The organism is Lactococcus petauri, assembly GCF_023499275.1.
Taxonomy (GTDB): domain Bacteria; phylum Bacillota; class Bacilli; order Lactobacillales; family Streptococcaceae; genus Lactococcus; species Lactococcus petauri.
This window is the reverse complement of record NZ_CP094882.1, coordinates 1,693,112-1,714,235: the sequence shown is the minus strand read 5'-3', so window position 1 is coordinate 1,714,235 and position 21,124 is coordinate 1,693,112. Positions and strand designations below refer to the sequence as shown.

Here is a 21,124-nt window from a genome sequence, read left to right as displayed (position 1 = left end):
AAAGAACTTGTCAAGCGGATGTGGTGAAATTGGCAGACACGCTAGATTTAGGTTCTAGTGCTTTAGGGCGTGGGGGTTCAAGTCCCTTCATCCGCATTTCTTTTATAGCCGACTTAGCTCAGTTGGTAGAGCATCTGATTTGTAATCAGAGGGTCGCGTGTTCGAATCATGTAGTCGGCATTCCTTTAACTGTTGGACCTAGTGTAGTGCAGCTAGAGGTATTTAGAAAGTTTTTCTTTCTTTAAGCGTTGCGAACGTAGTTCAGGGGTAGAACACAACCTTGCCATGGTTGGGGTCGCGAGTTCGAATCTCGTCGTTCGCTTTAAAATTAAATATTATGCACCCGTGGCTCAACTGGATAGAGTACCTGACTACGAATCAGGCGGTTGCAGGTTCGAATCCTGCCGGGTGCATTGATTTCTGAATGAAATCATGATGATAATGAACTTTATCTCGGGAAGTAGCTCAGCTTGGTAGAGTACTTGGTTTGGGACCAAGGTGTCGCAGGTTCGAATCCTGTCTTCCCGATTGATAGATTATTCTATCAGAAATTTTTGGCGGTGTAGCTCAGCTGGCTAGAGCGTTCGGTTCATACCCGAGAGGTCGGGGGTTCGATCCCCTTCGCCGCTATTATATTTTACAGCTGGATCTTTAGCTCAGTTGGTTAGAGCTCTCGGCTCATAACCGAGCGGTCGTTGGTTCGAATCCAACAAGATCCACTTTTTGGAGGATTACCCAAGTCCGGCTGAAGGGAACGGTCTTGAAAACCGTCAGGCGGGTAAAACCGTGCGTGGGTTCGAATCCCACATCCTCCTTTCCTTTGGCTCGGTAGCTCAGTTGGTAGAGCAATGGATTGAAGCTCCATGTGTCGGCGGTTCGATTCCGTCTCGCGCCATTTGCGGGTGTAGTTTAGTGGTAAAACCTCAGCCTTCCAAGCTGATGTTGTGAGTTCGATTCTCATCACCCGCTTAAAAATTTTCTGGGATATAGAAGATTTTTTAATAATTTGGGAGCATAGCTCAGTTGGTTAGAGCACTGTGTTGATAACGCAGGGGTCCGAGGTTCAAATCCTCGTGTTCCCATAGATGTTTATAATATCTATATATTGTGAATAACTGGTGGGGAGTTACTCAAGAGGCTGAAGAGGACGGTTTGCTAAATCGTTAGGTCGGGAAACCGGCGCGAGGGTTCGAATCCCTTACTCCCCTTCCGTACAACGACTATTGTTGAATAGTCGTTTTTTATGCTTTATGTAGAATGTTTAAGATGAGAGGGGGTTATATGGCTTTTCTTACGAACGAAGAAGTAACCGAGTTAAAAAATCAGGTAAATATTGCTGATTTAATTTCACAATATGTGCCTCTCACTAAGTCTGGAAAGAATTATTTAGGGCTATGTCCTTTTCATGGGGAAAAAACACCAAGCTTTAATGTCAATGCTGATAAAGGGTTTTATCACTGTTTTGGTTGCGGAAAATCTGGCGATGTTATTGATTTTATAAAAGATTATAAACAAGTTGGTTTTGTGGATGCAGTAAAAGATGTTGCGAGTTTTGCTGGAATTACCTTAAATATTGATAATGATTCTACTGCAGAAAAAGATAATCCTCATGCAATGCTTTATGATATAAACAATCAAGCTGCACGGCTTTATAACATTGTTTTGACTTCGACAGAAATTGGTGAAAAAGCTCGGCTTTATTTAGAAAAACGTGGGATTACTTCTGAGATTATCAAGCAGTTTAATATCGGCTTAGCACCAGACGAAAACGATTTTATTTTTAAAAATCTCTCTGGAAAATTTGATGAAAGTGTTCAAGCGAATTCCGGGCTTTTCAACTTTTCAAGTAACAAGGTTTTTGATGCTTTTCAAAACAGAATTATGTTTCCACTCAAAAATGAGTACGGGCATGTTGTGGGATTTTCAGGCCGAAAATGGCAAGAAAATGATACAAGTAAGGCAAAGTATATTAATACAAGTGCAACAAAAATCTTTGATAAATCTTACGAGCTTTATAATTTGGATAGAGCAAAACCAGTTATTTCCAAAACACGTGAAGTTTACTTGATGGAAGGCTTCATGGACGTTATTGCAGCTTATAAGGCTGGTGTGTATAACGTTGTGGCGACCATGGGAACAGCTTTAACAGAGAAACACGTAAAGCGTTTAAAAAAAATAGCTAAAAATTATGTTCTTATCTATGATGGTGATCAGGCAGGTCAAAATGCAATATATAAAGCAATTGATTTGATTGGTGAAGAGAAGACACAGATTGTTCGTGTTCCAGATGGTTTGGATCCAGATGATTACAGTAAAAAGTATTCATTAGAATCTTTATCTGGTCTGATGGAAAACAGCAGGATACAACCGACAGAATTTCTGATTGATTATTTGAAACCTGAAAACCTTTCAAATCTGCAAAACCAATTGGATTTTATTGAGCAAATGGCGCCTGTTATTGCAAGGGTTTCGTCAATTACAGCACAGGATGCTTTTATAAGAAAATTAGTTGAGATTTTACCTGATTTCGAGTATAATCAAGTAGAGCAATCTGTCAATTTAAAGCGTGAAAACGTCCTTAAATCAAGGGCAGAAGCGGGAAATTTTGAAGAGAGTTTTGGGAGCTTTTCGGAAGAAGATTTTTCGAATTATCCTGATCCTGGTTTTATTGCAACGGAGCAAGATTATTATGGTGATTTTCCTTCTGGTCAAGAGGCTGCTAAAACTGTACAACAGCCGCAACTTCCAAGTTTATCACGAAGTGAACGGGCAGAGGAACAACTGTTGAATCGCATGATTTATCATCAAAGTATTCTTCAAAAATTTGCGGAGGATGAAACTTTTCGCTTTGTCCATCAGCGTTACCAGAACCTTTTTGACAAAATCATACTTGAGGTTATGAGTTTTGAAGAAATTGATCCTTCTCACTTTGGTACCTCATTAGATACCGATGAGAAAAATTTATTTTATCAAATCTTAAGTCTTGATTTGCCAGATGAGACAAGTAGTCAGGAGCTCGAAGATTTGGTGGCCGTTTTTGCAAAGGAAATGGAGCAAATAAAGTTTAGTGAATTGCAAAAACAACTAGAGAATGCCCAAAAAGTAGGCAACAAGGAACGTGAGCTGGAACTCACAATCCAAATCATTAATCAGAAGAAAAAAATATAAGCTATTGCTTATATTGTTCATTGGGGAGGATTAAATTGGCAAGTAATAATAAAAAAAGAATCAGTCAAATTGCAAAAGAAACTGGAATCACTAACAAAGCTTTAATCGCAAAAGCACAAGAGCTTGGTATGGCGGTTAAATCGCATTCAAGTTCTATTTTTGAAGCTGAAGAAGCAAAACTCCTTGCGGCAATGGATTTTAAACCAATTATTGTTGAAAAAGTTGATGTGGAAGAGTTAAAAGAAAAAGGTTCTAAACATGTAACTTCTGTTAAAGAAAAAGCGGCCAAGAAAATCGATATTAAAGATTCGGATACTTTTGACAATAAGGCTTTTGATAAAGCAGTAGCAGCTTATATTACAAAACGTAAACCTCTCGAAGAAGCTTTAGATGATGAAATTACAGATGAGCTTGTGGTGAAGTTTGGTTTGGAAGCCGAAGCTATCGAAGATTTGCTTCAACAAATCCAAGATGCAGGTATTTCTATTGTTGATAAAGAAGGAAATCCTAGTCCATTAGCTTTGCAAGCTGAAGAAGAAGAAAAGCTTGATGATAATGCCATGGATGAAATCGTGACAAATGTCCGTATTGATGATCCTGTCCGTATGTATCTTAAGGAAATCGGACGTTATCCATTGATTTCGCTTGAAGAAGAAACAAAACTTGCGGAAGCTATCGTGGCAGGTGGTGATGAAGCAGAATTTGCCAAACAAATGCTTGCGGAAGCCAATTTACGTTTGGTTGTTTCAATTGCAAAGCGTTATTCAGGACGTGGCATGCAATTTTTGGATTTGATTCAAGAAGGAAATATGGGACTTATGAAAGCTGTGGACAAATTTGACCACACTAAAGGTTTCAAATTCTCAACTTATGCGACATGGTGGATTCGTCAAGCAATCACACGTGCGATTGCTGACCAAGCACGTACAATTCGTATTCCTGTCCACATGGTTGAAACAATCAACAAGTTGATTCGTGTGCAACGTAATCTTTTACAAGAATTAGGTCGTGATCCTTTACCAGAAGAAATTGGTAAAGAATTGCACATGACACCTGATAAAGTTCGTGAAGTCTTAAAAATTGCGCAGGAACCTGTATCATTGGAAACACCTATTGGTGAGGAAGACGATTCACATCTTGGTGATTTCATTGAAGATGATGTAATTGAAAGCCCTGTAGACTACACAAACCGTATCTTGCTTCGTGAACAGCTTGATGAAGTTATGGATACCTTGACAGACCGTGAAGAAAACGTATTGCGTATGCGTTTTGGACTTGATGATGGACGTATGCACACACTTGAAGATGTTGGTAAACAATTTAAAGTGACACGTGAACGTATTCGTCAAATTGAAGCTAAAGCGATTAAAAAATTGCGTCATCCTCGTCGCAGCAAACCATTGCGTGACTTTATGTAATATAAAAAACTCTCTCGACAGGTGTCGAAGAGTTTTTTTCTTATAATTGAAAAAGAATATAGTACAAAAGATTTGATAAATTTGAGAGAAGTGATATAATAAAAATTATTAAAGGTCAAAAAAGGTCAAACTTTAAATAAAAGAAGCCAGACATGATTCTTTAATTCTAAAAAAATAAGTTAAAATAAAGAAAAGACGTAACCACAAAGGAGGAAGAGATGCTCTGCCAAAATTGTAAAATAAACGAAGCGACAATTCACCTTTATACAAATGTGAATGGCCAGCGTAAGCAAGTAGATCTATGCCAAAACTGTTATCAAATTATGAAATCAGGTGGTCAAGAAAGCTTGTTTGCTGGAGCTACAAATATTTCGAATAATGATGATCCTTTTAATCCATTTCCAGATATTTTCCAAGCCTTACATGGTAATGATCAAGGTCGGACAATGACACCTCCAACACAAGCGGGTGGTCGAGGCCCAGGAGGTCCACAAAATCCTCGTGGAAGTCAAGCACCTAAAGGACTTCTTGAAGAATTCGGAGTCAACATTACTGATGCTGCACGTCGTGGAGAAATAGATCCTGTTATTGGACGAGATTCTGAAATTACACGTGTTATCGAAATTTTGAATCGTCGAACAAAAAATAATCCTGTTCTTATCGGTGAACCTGGTGTTGGGAAAACAGCAGTTGTTGAAGGTTTAGCCCAAAAAATAGTTGATGGTGATGTACCACAAAAACTACAAAATAAAGAAGTTATTCGTCTTGATGTTGTCAGTCTCGTCCAAGGTACTGGTGTGCGTGGGCAATTTGAAGAGCGTATGCAAAAACTGATGGAAGAGATTCGTAAACGTGATGACGTTATCCTCTTCATTGATGAAATTCATGAGATTGTGGGCGCAGGCTCTGCTGGGGAAGGAAATATGGATGCTGGAAATATCCTTAAACCGGCTTTAGCACGTGGAGAACTCCAACTTGTTGGAGCAACAACCCTCAATGAATATCGAATTATTGAAAAAGATGCAGCGCTTGAGCGTCGGATGCAACCTGTTAAAGTTGATGAACCTTCTGTAGATGAGACTATCACAATCTTACGTGGTATTCAAAAACGTTATGAAGATTATCATCATGTAAAATACTCAGATGAAGCAATCTTAGCTGCTGCAAATCTGTCTAACCGTTATATTCAGGACCGTTTCCTTCCCGATAAAGCAATTGACTTGCTGGACGAAGCGGGTTCGAAAAAGAATCTGACCCTCAAATTTGTTGATCCTGAGGACATAAAGAAACGGATTGAGCAAGCAGAGGCACAAAAAAACGAAGCCATGCAACGTGAAGATTTTGAGAAAGCGGCTCATTTCCGTGATCAAATCGCTAAGCTTCGTGAGCTTCAAAGTCATGAAATTTCAGATACTGACATGCCAAATATCACAGAAAAAGATATTGAAGCAATTGTTGAAGAAAAGACACATATACCTGTAGGTGATTTGAAAGAAAAAGAACAAACACAGCTCATTAATCTAGCTGAAGACTTGAAAGAACATGTTATCGGGCAAGATGAAGCGATTGATAAAATTTCTAAAGCTGTGCGTCGTTCGCGTGTCGGACTTGGAAAGCCTAATCGTCCTATCGGTTCATTCCTCTTTGTTGGACCTACTGGTGTAGGGAAGACCGAACTTGCAAAACAATTGGCTTATGAGCTTTTTGGCTCAAGAGATAGCATGATTCGCTTTGACATGTCGGAATACATGGAAAAACATAGTGTGGCTAAGTTGATTGGTGCTCCTCCAGGATATGTGGGGTATGAAGAAGCAGGTCAGTTGACAGAACGTGTGCGCCGTAACCCATACAGCTTAATTTTATTGGATGAGATTGAGAAAGCTCACCCGGATGTAATGCATATGTTCTTGCAAATTCTTGATGACGGGCGTTTGACAGATGCGCAAGGTCGTACAGTTTCCTTCAAAGATGCCATCATCATTATGACATCGAATGCTGGTACAGGTAAGGTTGAAGCAAGTGTTGGTTTTGGCGCTGCACGTGAAGGACGTACGAATTCAGTGCTTGGAGAGTTGGGTAATTTCTTCAGTCCAGAATTCATGAACCGTTTTGATGCTATCATTGAATTCTCAGCATTGAGCAAAGAAAACTTGCTTAAGATTGTAGATTTAATGTTGGATGAAGTAAATGCTCAAATCGCTCAAAATGATATTCATCTTGACGTCACACAGGCGGTTAAAGAAAAACTCGTTGATCTGGGCTACGATCCGAAAATGGGAGCACGCCCATTACGTCGTACCATCCAGGATAATATCGAGGATGCTATTGCTGATTTTTATATCGAGCATCCTGAGTATAAAGAATTACTTGCAGACTTGGTTGATGATAAGATTGTTATTGTGAATAAGCCTGAAGAAGTAAAAGACACAGCGGATACATCTGATAATGAAGATGAAGAGAAATAAAAACAAGATAAGACCGGTTGATGGTCTTATCTTGTTTTGTTAAAGTAAGGTAAATATGAAAAATACAAATCAACTTAAACAAGAGATAAAAACTTTTTTATTAGAAAAGTAATGTTATGCAACATATAACCATTGCATAACTGTTGGTGACAATGCTGAAGAAATAGGGCATGCATTTCTAAAAGAAGCAGAAAGAGAGCAAGTAAAAATAGCAGGATACTTACATGATATTTCTGCTATTTATCCCAATAATGAAAGAATTTTTGTAGCAGAAGATATGAAGATAAAGCTATTTAAGGAAGAAAGACAATTTCCTCTGATTATTCATCAAAAAATATCAAGGATAATGGCTCAAAGAGAATTTGGTATCCAAGACGAAAAAATTCTTTCAGCAATTTCTTGCCATACTACCTTGAAGAAAAAATTTTCAAAGGTTGATTTAGTTTTATTTGTGGCTGACAAAATAAGATGGGATCAAGAAGGACAACCTCCTTATCTAAAGGAAATCACTCAGGCGCTAAATTATTCTTTTGAAGCAGCAGCCTTTGCTTATATTGATTATATTTTGAAACACGATATAAAAGTTATTCATCCTTGGCTTTTAGAAGCTTATGAATTTTTAAATCTGAGAAGAATTGGTTAATGAAAAAACTTTATCTTTGGTGCATATTCCTTATATTTTTCGTGCTAATAAATAACTAAAAATACTTTTAGGGGGAATACTTATGCTCTGGAGAATTTTAAACGAAGAAGATATGGCTCGGAAATATGATCAAGAAACGTCTTCAAAATACACAGCCTTTAATCAAGTCAATAATTATTTTATTGGAGCAATTAGTGGATTTGTGATAATAATCGCTCTCCCCTCATATATTTTCCTTTTTTACCCTGTTTACCTCATAATAACAATTATCCTTAATGTTCAAGACTATAGGATAAGAAAAAGGAAACTTGAAAAATTATTAAAATAAAAAAGAATAAGCTTTTTAGACTTATTCTTTTTTATTGGGGGAAATTATTGGACAATCAGAAGTCCATCTTTGACAGCCCAAGGTTCTTTTTCATTGATGTGATCGTAGAACATTATACCATTTGTATGGTCGATCTCATGTTGGACACACATTGAAGGGAAATCTTTCAGACGAATCTTGTGTTTCTCACCATTTTTGTCATAGTATTCTACAGTTACACGCGCGTGACGGATAACCAGACCAGGGACTTCACGATCGACAGAAAGACAACCTTCACCAGACTCAATAGCTGCATCTTGAACAGAGTGACTTACAATTTTAGCATTATACATGATTTCTGCCAACTTATAAGCTTCTTTAGGTGCAACTTCATTACCATTTTCATCTACTTCTGGATCGTTAGGGATAAGGACAGCGATAATTTTTTTGGCAATATCGAGTTGATTGGCTGCTAAACCAACACCTGGACGGAGCTGCATTTTTTCCGCCATTGCTGGATTTTGTGAATTACGGAGAAATTCCATCATTTTTTCGCCTAGAATGATATCTTCATCAGACAAGGGTAAGCTTACTTCATCAGCAACAGTACGTAGCGTTTCGTTTCCTTCACGGACAATATCGTCCATGCTAATCATATGACTTGCTTTGATTAATTTTTCTTGTACAGACATTTTTTTACTTCCTTGATATATTATTACTATTAGTTAATTATATCATAAATTTTCAGTCAAAAATGTTAAAATTGATTAAAGAGAAGGTTTATAAGGGAGCAGAAATGAAAACTTATAGAAAAAATACAGCAGCAATCATTTTGAATGCAGAAAATGAAATTTTACTCTTTCAACGTGCAGATTTGCCACAAATTTGGGGTTTCCCACAAGGAGGAATTGAGACAAGTGAAACCCCTGAACAAGCCGTGGTAAGAGAACTTGAAGAAGAGATTGGTACGCAAGATTTTGAAATTATAGGGAAATATCCAGAACTTTTACGTTATGACTTTCCAGAAGGTATGACTTTTCCTGATTGGAGATATGATGGGCAAGAACAACAGTATTTTCTTATCCGACTTTATCCCGAGGCTTCTATAAATGTAAAAACTGGTCATCCTGAGTTTATCAGCTATAAGGCTGTGCCTTTTGCAGATATTGATTTTAATACATTTAGTTTCAAAGCCGATGTATACCGAAAGGCCCTCGCTTATTTTAAAAAAGAATTTAAGGAAATAAAATGATAGAACGTATAACAGATAATAAATTTGATCTGGTCAGCAAGTATGAACCAGCTGGAGATCAAGGACAAGCTATTGAGACGCTTGTAGAAAATATTGAAAATGGTGAAAAAGCGCAAATTTTACGGGGGGCTACTGGTACAGGTAAAACATATACCATGAGCCAAGTTATTGCGCGGACAAATAAACCTACCTTAGTTATGGCACATAATAAGACACTTGCGGGTCAGCTTTACAGTGAATTCAAAGAGTTTTTCCCTAATAATGCTGTCGAATATTTTGTCAGTTACTATGATTATTACCAACCTGAAGCTTATGTGCCTTCTTCAGATACTTATATTGAAAAAGACAGTTCTGTCAATGATGAGATTGATAAACTACGTCATAGTGCAACAAGTTCCCTTTTAGAGCGTAATGATGTCATTGTCGTTGCTTCTGTTTCATGTATTTATGGTTTGGGTTCTCCTAAGGAATATCAAGATAGCGTCGTCAGCTTACGTCCTGGACTGGAAATTTCTCGTGATAAATTACTCAACGATTTAGTGGGCATCCAGTTTGAACGTAATGATATCGATTTTCAACGTGGTCGTTTTCGTGTACGTGGTGATGTTGTGGAAGTATTCCCAGCATCACGAGATGAGCATGCTTTTCGTGTTGAATTTTTTGGTGATGAAATTGACCGGATCCGTGAAATAGAAGCCCTGACAGGACAAGTTTTAGGCGAAGTAGACCATCTTGCTATATTCCCGGCTACTCACTTTATGACTAATGACGACCGTATGGAAGAGTCCATTGCCAAGATTGAAGCAGAACTTCAACAGCAATTAAAGGTCTTCCGTAGTGAAGGGAAGCTCCTTGAAGCGCAACGTTTGGAACAAAGAACCAACTACGATATTGAAATGCTACGTGAGATGGGCTATTGTAATGGTGTCGAAAACTACTCGCGTCATATGGACGGCCGTACCGAAGGGGAACCACCTTTCACTTTACTTGATTTCTTCCCTGATGATTTCATGATTATGATTGACGAAAGCCACATGACGATGGGACAAGTAAAGGGAATGTATAATGGTGACCGGGCGCGTAAAGATATGCTGGTTAATTATGGTTTCCGTATGCCTTCAGCCTTGGATAACCGTCCGCTTCGTCGGGAAGAGTTTGAAAGTCATGTGCATCAAATTGTCTATGTTTCTGCCACACCTGGTGACTATGAAATGGAGCAAACAGAGACAATCGTGGAGCAAATTATACGTCCTACAGGTCTTCTCGATCCTATCGTGGAAGTTCGGCCAATGATGGGGCAAATTGACGATCTCTTAGGAGAAATCAATGCGCGTGTTGAAAAAGATGAACGTGTTTTTGTAACAACCTTGACGAAAAAGATGGCTGAAGATTTAACTTCCTATTTCAAAGAAATGGGTGTAAAAGTTAAGTACATGCACAGTGATATCAAAACTTTGGAGCGAACAGAAATTATTCGTGACTTGAGATTGGGTGTTTTTGATGTATTAGTCGGTATTAATCTTTTACGTGAGGGGATTGATGTGCCAGAAGTTTCTCTGGTTGCTATTTTGGATGCGGATAAGGAAGGTTTCTTACGTAATGAGCGTGGCTTGATTCAAACCATCGGACGTGCTGCACGTAATTCTAATGGACGTGTCATCATGTATGGTGATAATATTACACAGTCTATGCAACGTGCAATGGATGAAACGAGTCGTCGTCGTGAAATTCAAATGGCATATAATGAAAAACATGGGATTGTGCCACAAACCATTAAGAAAGAAATTCGTGATCTGATTTCAATTACGAAACGTACCGAAAGTGGAGAAGTTGAAGAAATTTCAGCTGAAGCAATGACGAAAAAAGAACGTAAAGCATTACTTAAAAAGCTGGAGAAAGAAATGGCGGAAGCTGCAGGAGCGCTTGACTTTGAATCAGCTGCGCAGTTACGAGACATGATTTTGGAAATTAAGGCTTTAGATTAAATAAAAAAAGAGCAGGTGCTCTTTTTTTATTTTTCTTGTTCAGCGGCTTCATCCACGATGAAGGTAAACTCACAAGTTGTTACTTTCTTGCCATCAACATATGCGGCAGCATCAGCCTTACCTACTTTGCCGCGGAATTTAGTGATTTCAAATTCGAGTTTCATTACATCACCAGGAACAACTTTTTGACGGAATTTAGCTTTGTCGATGCCACCAATATAGGCCATTTTTCCTTGGAATTCTTCTTTTTTAAGAATCAAGATAGAACCGGCTTGAGCTAAACTTTCCAAAATCAAAACGCCTGGGAAAGTTGGGTTGCCAGGGAAATGCCCATTAAAAACTTCTTCGTTAATTGTAACGTTTTTTGTTGCAAGAATCTTATTTTCTGAGATTTCGTCAACATAATCGATAAACATAATAGGATAACGGTTAGGAATAACTTCCATAACTTCTGTCGCTGTCATAGCATACTTTGAATTTGTCATATTAATAGTACCTCATATTTTATTTGTACTATCTCATTATATCACTATTTTTATTGTTTTATGTATAAAAACATTAAAATGCTCCTTAGATTGCTACTATAGACCATGGAGAAATTCGATAGAGGTATAACTAGAGCCAAGCATGGCAAATTTTTAGAATATTAAACTTAGATGTTTATTACTAGAAAAAATGAAGCCACTAGTGCTATACTATTTGAGTAAAGATTACTTTAACATAAGCTCTATCTCTCAGCCACCCTTGGTTTGAGAGATTTTTTTATTCAGCTTGCTTTATAGCTTTGATAAAGCGGGCAGTAATCTCATGAGGACGTGTAATTGCTCCACCAACAACTTGAGCGAGCACACCAAGTTCCTGAATTTTTTTAGCCTGTTCGGGAATATGGATACCACCTTCAGCAATCACCGGAATATTGCTGTCCAAGAGTGACTGAATAAGCTCAATATCAGGTTGAGGTCGTTCTTTTGTTGCCTCAGTATAACCAGAAAGTGTGGTTCCGACAAAGTCACAACCAGCTTCATAGGCCGCTTTTCCAGCAGCAAAAGTATCAATATCTGCCATTAGCAATTGATGAGGATATTTTTCCTTCACCTGATGAACAAAATCTGCCATACTTAAACCATCATGACGTTCACGCAGTGTACAATCTAAGGCAATTACGGCGATATTAAGGCTAGCTAACTCATCAACTTCCTGCATAGTTGCAGTAATATAGGGTTCTTGTGGAGGATAATCACGTTTGATGAGGCCGATAATGGGCACATCAACAACCTCTTTAATTTCTTCAATGTCTCGTACAGAATTTGCTCGAATACCTACAGCGCCCGCATTTTGGACACCTAAAGCGATAAGAGGCATAATTCCACCATCAATAGTATAAAGTGGTTCGCCTGGCAACGCTTGACAGGAAACAATCAGTCCACCGCGGACTTTTTCAATAAATTCTTGCTTATTCATAAAACCTCTCTTTCATTCTTAATTTTATTGTATCATCAAATTTAGGATTTTTAAAACGTTTTCTTTTAGATCGAAGAGGGAAACTTGACAATTACAGGCTTTTACATTACAATGTTTTATGTAGTAAGTATTTTGATATACTAAACTATTTACTTATATTTTTTAACTTATATTTTCTGAAATATATTTTTTTATTTTAAGGGGACTTATTTATATGTTTTTAGAAGGAAAAAAAATCGTCATTATGGGTGTGGCTAACAACAAGTCTATCGCTTGGGGTTGCGCTAAAGCTATGAAAGATCAAGGGGCGACCTTGATTTACACTTATCAAAATGAACGTATGGAAAAACAGCTTGCAAAGCTTGCTGGACCAGAAGATCTACTTATTGAATGTGATGTTGTATCTGACGAATCTATCCGTCGCGCATTTTCAACTATTGAAAGCCGCGTGGGTAAAATAGATGGTTTGGTACATGCCATTGCTTATTCAAAAAAAGAAGAACTTGATGGTAATGTATCTGATATCTCACGTGACGGCTATGCCCTTGCACAAGATATCTCAGCTTACTCATTGCTTGCTGTAGCAAAAGCTGCAAAACCTTTATTCAATGAAGGCTCTGGTATTGTTACTTTGAGCTATATGGGCTCTGTTCGTGCGATTCCTAACTACAATGTAATGGGTATTGCTAAAGCAGCTCTAGAAGCAAGTGTACGTTACTTGGCAGCAGAAATGGCACACGTTGGTGTTCATGTTAATGCTATTTCAGCGGGTGCAATCAAAACACTTGCGGTATCTGGTGTGGCAGGCTACAAAGATTTGATTAAAGAATCAAACAGCCGTACAGCTGACGGTAAGGGAGTAACGATCGAAGAAGTTGGACAAACTGCTGCCTTCCTCGTTAGTCCATTAGCTACAGGCGTCATTGGAGATGTGGTTTATGTGGATAAAGGTGTTCACTTGACATAAGCAAAAACAGAGAAATACTTGATAGGGTTTTGGCCTTATCAAGTATTTTTTTATTTTTACAAATAAGAGTTGTTAACATATGTTGTTCATATTTTGCAGTATAAATTGTTGTAGCGATGTTACGCTTTTTCTTATATTATATTTCTTGTACATAAAATGTCGAAATGAAAGTGGCCACTAAATTTTTGACGAGAATAAAGAAAAGGAAAATTTAACAATGAAATTTGAATTTAAAAGTTTATCTACATATGAAGAAGATGCAACCCCTAACTTTATGGGCGGAGTAAACTACCACAGTCTAATCGAAGAATTTGACTCCATGGCCGAAGCTGTAAAATATGTGACTGATCATCACGGTTATTTGATTACAGATAATGGAAAATTTGCTTTTGAAGTAAGAAACATCTCCCTTATCAAATAACAAACAAAAAAGTATCTTCATAAGATACACATCAGTCGAGGAATAGAAAAAATCATGAAAAAAGAAAGTCTTTTTACAGCTACTTTCATTATTAATACACTTATTAGCTTTTTATTTTATATTGTTTTTTACGTTTTAACGTCATCTATAGGGACGTATGCGATGGAAGAACTCCATCAATCTACAGTAGTGAGCTTATCATTATCAAGTATCTTTGTTATCGGGGCGCTTATAGGGCGTGTATGGACCGGTATCGTTGTAACACGGATTGGGATGAAAAAGCTCCTTTATGTAGGTGGAATTATCTTTTTAGTTTTAACCTTGGGGTATTATGCAACGACTAATATACCTTTGCTCTTTATTATACGTGTAATTCAAGGTATGGGATTTGGGATTGGAGCAACAGCTTCAGGAACGATTGCTGGACATATTGTTCCAGCTTCAAGACGAGGCGAAGGGATTGGCTATTATGCTTTGTCCGTTACGCTGGCTGCAGCTGTGGGACCTGCTTTAAGTATTTCCATTTATTCTTCTTCGTTAGGTTTTAATGGGCTTCTTGCTTTGGCACTTATCTTACTTATTTTAACTTTTGTTTTGATATTCTTTGTCCATGTAAAAGAACTCTCCGAAGAAGAAGTGCAAGAAGCATTACTTCACAGTCCAAAAGGCTTAGATAAATACATCGAAAAATCAGCCTTACCTATTTCTTTTGTAGCCTTTTTGGCAGGATTTATTGACTCCGCTATTTTAACAGGAATGGGGCCATTTACATCCTTCTTACATATTTCGACTGCTGGTTCATTATTCTTTACCTTATATGCTGTCTTGATTTTCTTATCACGCCCATTAACAGGACGCATGTTTGATACTAAAGGTGACAATTGGGTTTTCCATCCTGTCTTTATCTTCTTTGCAATTTCAATGCTCTTCGTTGGTTTAGCAGGTTTCATGAGTCCAGGTGCTGGCTTTATCATTTTGCTTATTGCTGGAGGGACATTTGGTCTCGGTTATGGAGGAGTTGCACCTTTTGGTCAAGCTATTGCGATTCGTGAAGCACGCAAAGATCGTATAGGTGTTGCAACTTCAACTTTCTTTGGCTTTTTAGATTTGGGCGTTGGTGGTGGTCCGATTATTTTAGGAGCTATCATTCCAATGCTTGGAAAAGGCATGGTTGGATTCCGTAACCTGTATCTTTACAGTGCGCCAGCGGTTGTCATCGTATGGATTATCTATTATCTTGTGCATGGGAAAAAACAACACCAGACAAATGTTGCTTAAAAAATGGTATGAATGACATAGAATACGTAGTAGAGCTTTTAGAAGAAAAAAATGTGAGTGTAGTTAGTCGTAGGAAACACAGCTATATCATGTATCAAGGCATTGAATCAGAGTATCTTTATGTTCTTAAAGAAGGTGTAGTAAAACTGAGCAGTATTTTGCGAAATGGTCGTGAGTTTAATATTACTTATGTTTGTGAACCAGATTTTGTTTCATTGCTTGAAGAAGAACAACTGGATGGAGTTTCAGCTCTTTTTAATGTGAGAATAGAGTCGGATGAGGCAACTTTTTATCGGGTACCACGTAAAGTTTTTTGGGAATGGATTGATAAAGATATCAAGCTGTTTCGTATTGTGGATAATTTCTATCGTAAAAGATTAGTCATGATCTTAGAAGCATTGCAAAAAATGACTGTAAACGGTAAAAAAGGCGCTGTATGCGCGTGTTTATATAATTTCATTGATTGCTTTGGTAAACAAAAAGCGGAAGGGATATTAATTGATTTTCCCGTAACCAATGAAGACATAGCAGGATTTTGTGGAATCTCAACACGAACCAGTGTTAACAGAATACTTCGTGAACTCCGGGAAGAAAAAATTATTGATATTGTTCAGCATAAGATTATGATTTGTGATCAATACAGCTTACAAAACTATATCAGCTAGAGTGAAGAACAGAGTTCAAAACCTCCAGAATCTTAAGGTTCTGGAGGTTTTTTTGGCTAGAATAAAAGAAGCAACATAAACTTGCTTCTTTAGAGTGTATTATTTACGCTTTTGCTTACCAGCATTACGTCCGTTATTATTCTTCTTACGTGGTGCATCCAAATCTTTCAATCCTTGTTGTGTTGCAGATTTAGGAGTGACATCTTTTGGAAGATCAGCCATTTTTGGAGGATTATTTTTAAATTCTTCGTCAATTTTTTTACGCATGCGTGGTTTCATAACGTAAGTAATGATAATTTGTTGGATAACCATCACGATACCACCAACAGCCCAATAAAGAGCTACACCTGCAGGGGACATAAAACTGAAAACAATAATCATCACAGGACTCATAATGAGCATAGTCATACCTGTTTTCTTTTGTTCAGGTGTCATACTCTTGGTTGAAATCCAAGTTTGCAGGAAGTAGAAAACACCCGCAATCAGAGTGATTACAATACTTGAACGTCCGAGGTCAATTCCAAAGAAAGTTGCTGTTGAAATACCAGGAGTATAGGCTGCAGCATTATAGAGGGCAATGAAGAAAGGCCATTGGATAAGTAGGGGGAGACAACCCAATGAAGATAACATATTGATACCATTATCTTTTTGTGCTTTCATCAAAGCTTGTTGGGCAGCCATACGTTCTTCAGGTGTCGTTGCAGCTTTCAATCTTGCATTAAGTGGTTCAAACACTGGAGCCAAGTAAGCTGTTTTTTCTTGCATATAAGTGGACTTATAGGCTTGGTTGAGTCCCAATGGAAGGATAAGGAAACGGATAATCAGAGTGACTAAGACGATACCCCAACCATAACCAAGGTTCATGTTATTCGCAAACACATCGACAAAGGCTGACATTGGTTTAACAAGAATTTGGTAAGTCATACCATGTGTTGCAGCTTCGGTAGGGACACGCACACCATCAACAATATGGGTTTGGACACAGCCAGAGAGCAAGAGCAAACCAGCACTTGCTACACCCAAGAGGGACAATTTTTTGTTCAAATTTTTCAAAATAAATTCGCTTTCTATAAATAAACGGTCTGTTACCATTTTACAGGAAATTGCTTTATTTTTCAATAGGTCTATAGTCTGAAATAACCTATTTTAAAGGTTTGCAGCAGCTTATTTTTCTTGCTTGAAGATTAAAAAAGATTGAGTTTTTTATTATGTTGGTGATAAATAAAAAAGCTGTCTGTGACAGACAGCTTTTAGGACAATTTATCCGATAAATGTTGTGATTTCTTTTTCAAAATGATCAATTTTACTTTGTGCTTGTGCTTCTGTATCTGCTACAGCAGCCATATAGAATTTTATCTTAGGCTCTGTACCAGAAGGGCGAACAGCAATCCAGCTACCATCTTCTAAATGATATTTTAAAACATCAGAAGGAGGAGTTGTTAATTTTTCAACTTTGCCACTGTGTGATGTTGCAGTAAGTTCTTTGAAGTCTTCAGTCAAAAGAATTTCAAGACCGTCAAATTTTTCTGGTGCATTGTCACGGAATTTACCCATGATTTCAGCGATTTGTTCTTTCCCAGTACTACCTTCAAGCGTAACTGAAAGTGTCTTTTCAACAAAGAAACCATATTCAGCATAGATATCTTGAATACCATCATAGAGTGTTTTACCTAAAGAACGGTAGTAAGCCGCAACTTCACAGATAAGGAGCATTGCTTGGATAGCATCTTTATCACGGACAAAAGGCTTGATGAGATAGCCAAAGCTTTCTTCAAAACCAAACATGTAAGTGTGTTCACCTGTAGTTTCCCAAGCATGAATTTTTTCGCCAATGAATTTGAACCCTGTGAGTACATTAAACATTTCCACGTTATAGCTTTCAGCAATATGACTGACTAACTCAGTAGAGACGATAGATTTAGCCATAGCCGCATTAGCCGGTAATGTGCCAGCTGTTTTATGTGCTTCGAGGATATATTTAGCTAAGACGGCGCCGATTTGGTTACCTGTCAAAGGTTGGTAGCTTCCATCTGGTAAGCGGACTTCGACACCGATACGGTCGGCATCTGGGTCAGTAGCAACCAACATGTCAGCTTCAACTTTACGGCCAAGTTCTTCAGACATAGCAAAAGCTGCTTGACTTTCTGGGTTAGGTGACTTTACAGTTGAAAAGTCGGGATCGGGGATAGCTTGCTCTTCTACAACAGCGATTTTTTCAAAACCAGCTGTGGCAAGAGCTCGACGTCCCAGCATTTCACCAGTCCCGTGGAGAGGTGTGTAAACGATGTTAAGATCACGACCGTATTCGTTAATTAAATCATGATTGATTGTAACAGTTTCGATATTTTTAAGATATTTTGCATCAATATCTTCACCGATAATTTTGATCATACCATCCGCAATATATTTTTCCGTATCACCTAAAGTGATAGAGAAAATGTCGTCAATTTGTCGAATATATTCGGTCAAGGCTGCAGCATCTTCAGGTGGCATTTGACCACCGTCTTCGCCGTAAACCTTGTAGCCGTTATAAGGAGCAGGATTGTGGCTGGCTGTAATCATAACACCTGTGAGAGTATTCAATTCACGAATTGTAAAGCTCAAGGCTGGAGTGGGACGAAGACTGTCATAGACATAGCTTGGAATCCCATGGTCTGCTAGGATCGTTGCTGTTTCCATAGCGAATTCTTTAGAAAAGTGACGACTATCATAAGCAATAGCTACACCTCGTTTTTTCGCATCACCTTTGCTGTCCATCAGACGTGCAAGTCCTTCAGTTGTTAAGCGCACTGTGTAAATATTCATACGGTTTGTTCCAGCACCTAAAAGACCACGTTGACCAGCTGTACCGAACTCAAGATATGTATAGAATGCATCTTCCTTTGTTTTTTCGTCCATTGCAAGCAATTCTTTATGCAAGTCAGACGTTAAGTCAGCATTTAACCATTGTTCGTAAATTTCATTGTATGACATTGTTATCCTCCAAAGCCTTTGTTTTCAAGGCTTCAATTAGTTATTGTTTATTTTAAATCCTAATCAAAAATGAATTCGGTTTCAGATGTATTATATCATTTTTCATTTCTATTTTCCAAAAAATAAAAAAACAGACCATGTGAAGCCTGCTTTGTAATTTATCTTGATTTTTCTAAAGAAGGAACAATCGCTGCTGTTAAAATGACGGCAATAACAACTTCAGCAATGGAATTACTTGTAATAATCAGCTGAATAAGCCCTGCGAAAGTCATCCCTGTGTACTGACCAAAAAATAAAGTAATGAAACTTAAGACAAGTACTGTATTTGTAGCTGTACCTACAAAAGCAGCAATACCTGCACCTGTACGTGTTTTCATGGCTTTATAGATAAAATAAGGAAATACACCAATGAGGATTCGAGGGACAATAGCAACCACTAAAGCCCAGAGGGAACCATGATTTGTACCAGGAATGGGTTGAAGTGGGCTAAACACATAACTCAAAGGTGTAGTAAGGATTGTGGAATTAATAACGCTGATAATTCCCATTACAAGCCCTAAGAAAGCACCTTTCCGTGCACCTAAGACAATGGAACCGATGATTACAGGAATATGCAAGAGTGTAGGCACAATAGGCAATGGCCACACACTATAGACGATTTGGCTCAAAACTTGCACGACAACCATGATAGCAATAAAGATTGCAAGGATGGCAATATCGGATGCTTTTGATTTTTTCATGTTTTTAAATTTCCTCAATTTTAGTAGCTTGATCCAGCGTATCAACAATGGTATCAATATTTGCGAGTGCGCCTTCACCAAAGTCTCCACAAGCTAAGAGAGATTGTTTGGGTTGTATAACATTGTATCCTATTGATTTTAAAATATCAATATTTTTCATCGTTAAAGGATTGGCATACATATTAGTATTCATAGCAGGAGCAATATATTTGGTTTTGCTTGGATGTAGCGCAAGGGCTACAGAAGTTACAATATCAGAAGCGGCACCATGAGAAAGGCGACTTATGGTATCCGCTGTGGCAGGAGCAACAACAAAAATATCAGTGTGTTTTGCGATATCGATATGATTAACAACATCGGGATGTTCTTCATCCATAATATCAAGGTGTACTTTATTTTTAGATAAAACTTGCAAAGTTAAAGGTGTAATGAATTGTGTAGCTGCTTTTGTCATCAAAACAGTAACATTATGGTTCTTTTTGTTGAGCATTGAGACGATATCTGCAGCTTTGTAGGCTGCAATGCTGCCAGTAACAGCAAGAGTTATATTAGCCATGATGAGCCTCCTCGGATTTTTTTACAATTACTTGAGCAATTTGTGGTTTAGTTTGAAGCTGAGTAATATCCGCAGAACCACTAACTAAGAAGGCCAGATGGTTTTCTCCTTGGATATTAGCTAGATCATTTGCAATAATAAAATCAGCAGAAGTTTCTTTGAGTTTGCTTTGGGCAACCTCCAGCAAGTGCTCCTCACTGACGCCAGAAAGGAGTTTAAAGCCAAAAAGAAGAACTTCAGGTTTCCATTTTTTAATAAATGAAATAACTTTCGGTGTTTTTTCCAAGAGCATCATTTGGTAATCAGAATTTGAGGATATTTTTTTCTGTACTTCAGGGCGGAAATGAATGAGCTGTTCTTTTGTAAGTGGCTGTGGCAAGTCATCTACCCCAGTCATATAAACAGGACGATAATCAGAAACTGCCATACTGTGGACAACAACATCGACTGCTGGAAGAAATCTTTCTACATTATTTAGTAAATCTTGTGTATCGCCAATTGGGATGACAGTTAAATTTTCTTGTTCTGAGGGCAGCTGTGCAAAACGTCCAGCTAACAAAATAACCTGATGTCCGTGTGTCAAAAATTCTTCAGCAGTTAATTTTCCTAAACTACCTGTCGCGAAATTAGTGATACCGCGGACGGTATCAATGGACTCAGTGGTACCACCTGCTGTAATTAAAATCTTCATGGCTTTATTTTAACCTAAGTCTTTTCGCAATGCAAGAAGAGTATACCCCGCTAGGTAACAAAGCCAAGAAAGCGGTTGCAATAATTAGGGATATGAACTATAATTTAAAATGAAAAAGTCAAAAAGAAAAGAGA

The 21,124-nt window shown here is 37.9% G+C and carries 18 protein-coding genes, 12 tRNA genes and 1 pseudogene; 23 read left to right on the top strand and 8 right to left on the bottom strand.

Annotation, left to right across the window (positions count from 1 at the left end):
• The first annotated feature begins 14 nt into the window (after positions 1–14).
• The 17 genes and pseudogenes from lgb_RS08355 (at position 15) to lgb_RS08275 (ending at position 8,022) form a co-directional block, all read left to right on the top strand.
• Positions 15–96, top strand: a tRNA-Leu gene (locus lgb_RS08355).
• A gap of 11 nt (positions 97–107) precedes the next feature.
• A tRNA-Thr gene (locus tag lgb_RS08350) sits at positions 108–180 on the top strand.
• A gap of 70 nt (positions 181–250) precedes the next feature.
• Positions 251–322: transfer RNA gene (locus lgb_RS08345), tRNA-Gly, on the top strand.
• 17 nt (positions 323–339) lie between these two features.
• Positions 340–413: transfer RNA gene (locus tag lgb_RS08340), tRNA-Arg, on the top strand.
• Positions 414–454: 41 nt separating this feature from the next.
• Positions 455–528: transfer RNA gene (locus lgb_RS08335), tRNA-Pro, on the top strand.
• 28 nt (positions 529–556) lie between these two features.
• Positions 557–630: transfer RNA gene (locus tag lgb_RS08330), tRNA-Met, on the top strand.
• A gap of 15 nt (positions 631–645) precedes the next feature.
• Positions 646–719 (top strand) — tRNA-Ile (locus lgb_RS08325).
• Between the two features lie 6 nt (positions 720–725).
• A tRNA-Ser gene (locus lgb_RS08320) sits at positions 726–815 on the top strand.
• A 7-nt stretch (positions 816–822) separates the two neighbouring features.
• A tRNA-Phe gene (locus tag lgb_RS08315) sits at positions 823–895 on the top strand.
• A gap of 3 nt (positions 896–898) precedes the next feature.
• Positions 899–969 (top strand) — tRNA-Gly (locus lgb_RS08310).
• 39 nt (positions 970–1,008) lie between these two features.
• A tRNA-Ile gene (locus lgb_RS08305) sits at positions 1,009–1,082 on the top strand.
• A 38-nt stretch (positions 1,083–1,120) separates the two neighbouring features.
• Positions 1,121–1,208: transfer RNA gene (locus tag lgb_RS08300), tRNA-Ser, on the top strand.
• A gap of 73 nt (positions 1,209–1,281) precedes the next feature.
• A complete protein-coding gene (gene dnaG, locus lgb_RS08295) occupies positions 1,282–3,168 on the top strand; it encodes a DNA primase (protein ID WP_019292952.1) in 1,887 nt (628 codons plus the stop codon).
• 35 nt (positions 3,169–3,203) lie between these two features.
• Positions 3,204–4,586 (top strand): RNA polymerase sigma factor RpoD, encoded by a 1,383-nt coding sequence (gene rpoD, locus lgb_RS08290; RefSeq protein ID WP_017370526.1) that lies wholly within the window; start codon positions 3,204–3,206, stop codon positions 4,584–4,586.
• A 218-nt stretch (positions 4,587–4,804) separates the two neighbouring features.
• Positions 4,805–7,051 (top strand): ATP-dependent Clp protease ATP-binding subunit, encoded by a 2,247-nt coding sequence (locus lgb_RS08285; protein ID WP_019292953.1) that lies wholly within the window; start codon positions 4,805–4,807, stop codon positions 7,049–7,051.
• 55 nt (positions 7,052–7,106) lie between these two features.
• Positions 7,107–7,694: pseudogene (yqeK, locus tag lgb_RS08280) on the top strand (bis(5'-nucleosyl)-tetraphosphatase (symmetrical) YqeK).
• Positions 7,695–7,776: 82 nt separating this feature from the next.
• Positions 7,777–8,022, top strand: coding sequence for a hypothetical protein (locus lgb_RS08275; protein ID WP_019292955.1), 246 nt, complete (start codon positions 7,777–7,779; stop codon positions 8,020–8,022).
• 44 nt (positions 8,023–8,066) lie between these two features.
• Here lgb_RS08275 and def read toward each other — a convergent pair whose 3' ends face one another.
• The gene (gene def, locus lgb_RS08270; protein WP_017370260.1) at positions 8,067–8,693 is read right to left on the bottom strand and encodes a peptide deformylase; all 627 of its coding nucleotides are present in this window, start codon (positions 8,691–8,693) and stop codon (positions 8,067–8,069) included.
• Positions 8,694–8,797: 104 nt separating this feature from the next.
• On the opposite strand from def, the gene lgb_RS08265 reads away from it, so the two are divergent.
• Both lgb_RS08265 and uvrB read left to right on the top strand, forming a co-directional pair.
• Complete coding sequence (locus lgb_RS08265) at positions 8,798–9,253, top strand: RNA pyrophosphohydrolase (RefSeq protein ID WP_019292956.1); 456 nt, start codon at positions 8,798–8,800, stop codon at positions 9,251–9,253.
• On the top strand, positions 9,250–11,238 hold the full coding sequence (gene uvrB / locus lgb_RS08260) for an excinuclease ABC subunit UvrB (RefSeq protein WP_249663205.1): 1,989 nt from the start codon (positions 9,250–9,252) through the stop codon (positions 11,236–11,238). Before lgb_RS08265 ends, uvrB begins: the two co-directional genes overlap by 4 nt.
• Positions 11,239–11,264: 26 nt before the next feature.
• Here uvrB and fabZ read toward each other — a convergent pair whose 3' ends face one another.
• The gene (gene fabZ / locus lgb_RS08255; protein ID WP_003134189.1) at positions 11,265–11,723 is read right to left on the bottom strand and encodes a 3-hydroxyacyl-ACP dehydratase FabZ; all 459 of its coding nucleotides are present in this window, start codon (positions 11,721–11,723) and stop codon (positions 11,265–11,267) included.
• A 277-nt stretch (positions 11,724–12,000) separates the two neighbouring features.
• Positions 12,001–12,699, bottom strand: coding sequence for an N-acetylmannosamine-6-phosphate 2-epimerase (locus lgb_RS08250; protein ID WP_019292958.1), 699 nt, complete (start codon positions 12,697–12,699; stop codon positions 12,001–12,003).
• A gap of 214 nt (positions 12,700–12,913) precedes the next feature.
• Here lgb_RS08250 and fabI point away from each other — a divergent pair, with 214 nt between their 5' ends.
• The 4 genes from fabI (at position 12,914) to lgb_RS08230 (ending at position 16,030) form a co-directional block, all read left to right on the top strand.
• On the top strand, positions 12,914–13,666 hold the full coding sequence (gene fabI / locus lgb_RS08245) for an enoyl-ACP reductase FabI (RefSeq protein ID WP_003134186.1): 753 nt from the start codon (positions 12,914–12,916) through the stop codon (positions 13,664–13,666).
• 217 nt (positions 13,667–13,883) lie between these two features.
• A complete protein-coding gene (locus lgb_RS08240; protein WP_003134184.1) occupies positions 13,884–14,087 on the top strand; it encodes a hypothetical protein in 204 nt (67 codons plus the stop codon).
• A gap of 54 nt (positions 14,088–14,141) precedes the next feature.
• A complete protein-coding gene (locus lgb_RS08235) occupies positions 14,142–15,365 on the top strand; it encodes an MFS transporter (RefSeq protein ID WP_019292959.1) in 1,224 nt (407 codons plus the stop codon).
• Between the two features lie 8 nt (positions 15,366–15,373).
• A complete protein-coding gene (locus tag lgb_RS08230) occupies positions 15,374–16,030 on the top strand; it encodes a Crp/Fnr family transcriptional regulator (protein WP_003134181.1) in 657 nt (218 codons plus the stop codon).
• Positions 16,031–16,129: 99 nt separating this feature from the next.
• Here the strand turns inward: lgb_RS08230 and yidC are convergent, their stop codons facing one another.
• The 5 genes from yidC to lgb_RS08205 all read right to left on the bottom strand — a co-directional run bounded on the left by yidC (position 16,130) and on the right by lgb_RS08205 (position 20,990).
• Positions 16,130–17,083: a membrane protein insertase YidC gene (gene yidC, locus lgb_RS08225; protein ID WP_003134180.1), complete on the bottom strand. Its 954-nt coding sequence runs from the start codon at positions 17,081–17,083 to the stop codon at positions 16,130–16,132.
• A 207-nt stretch (positions 17,084–17,290) separates the two neighbouring features.
• Positions 17,291–19,003 carry a phospho-sugar mutase gene (locus lgb_RS08220; protein WP_242810714.1) on the bottom strand — a complete coding sequence of 571 codons (1,713 nt, stop codon included), beginning with the start codon at positions 19,001–19,003 and terminating at the stop codon, positions 17,291–17,293.
• Positions 19,004–19,161: 158 nt separating this feature from the next.
• Positions 19,162–19,743: an ECF transporter S component gene (locus lgb_RS08215; protein WP_003134176.1), complete on the bottom strand. Its 582-nt coding sequence runs from the start codon at positions 19,741–19,743 to the stop codon at positions 19,162–19,164.
• Between the two features lie 4 nt (positions 19,744–19,747).
• Positions 19,748–20,299 carry a phosphopantothenoylcysteine decarboxylase gene (gene coaC, locus lgb_RS08210; RefSeq protein ID WP_019292961.1) on the bottom strand — a complete coding sequence of 184 codons (552 nt, stop codon included), beginning with the start codon at positions 20,297–20,299 and terminating at the stop codon, positions 19,748–19,750.
• Positions 20,292–20,990 (bottom strand): phosphopantothenate--cysteine ligase, encoded by a 699-nt coding sequence (locus lgb_RS08205; protein WP_019292962.1) that lies wholly within the window; start codon positions 20,988–20,990, stop codon positions 20,292–20,294. The genes coaC and lgb_RS08205 overlap by 8 nt, the downstream gene beginning before the upstream one ends.
• Positions 20,991–21,124 lie beyond the last annotated feature (134 nt).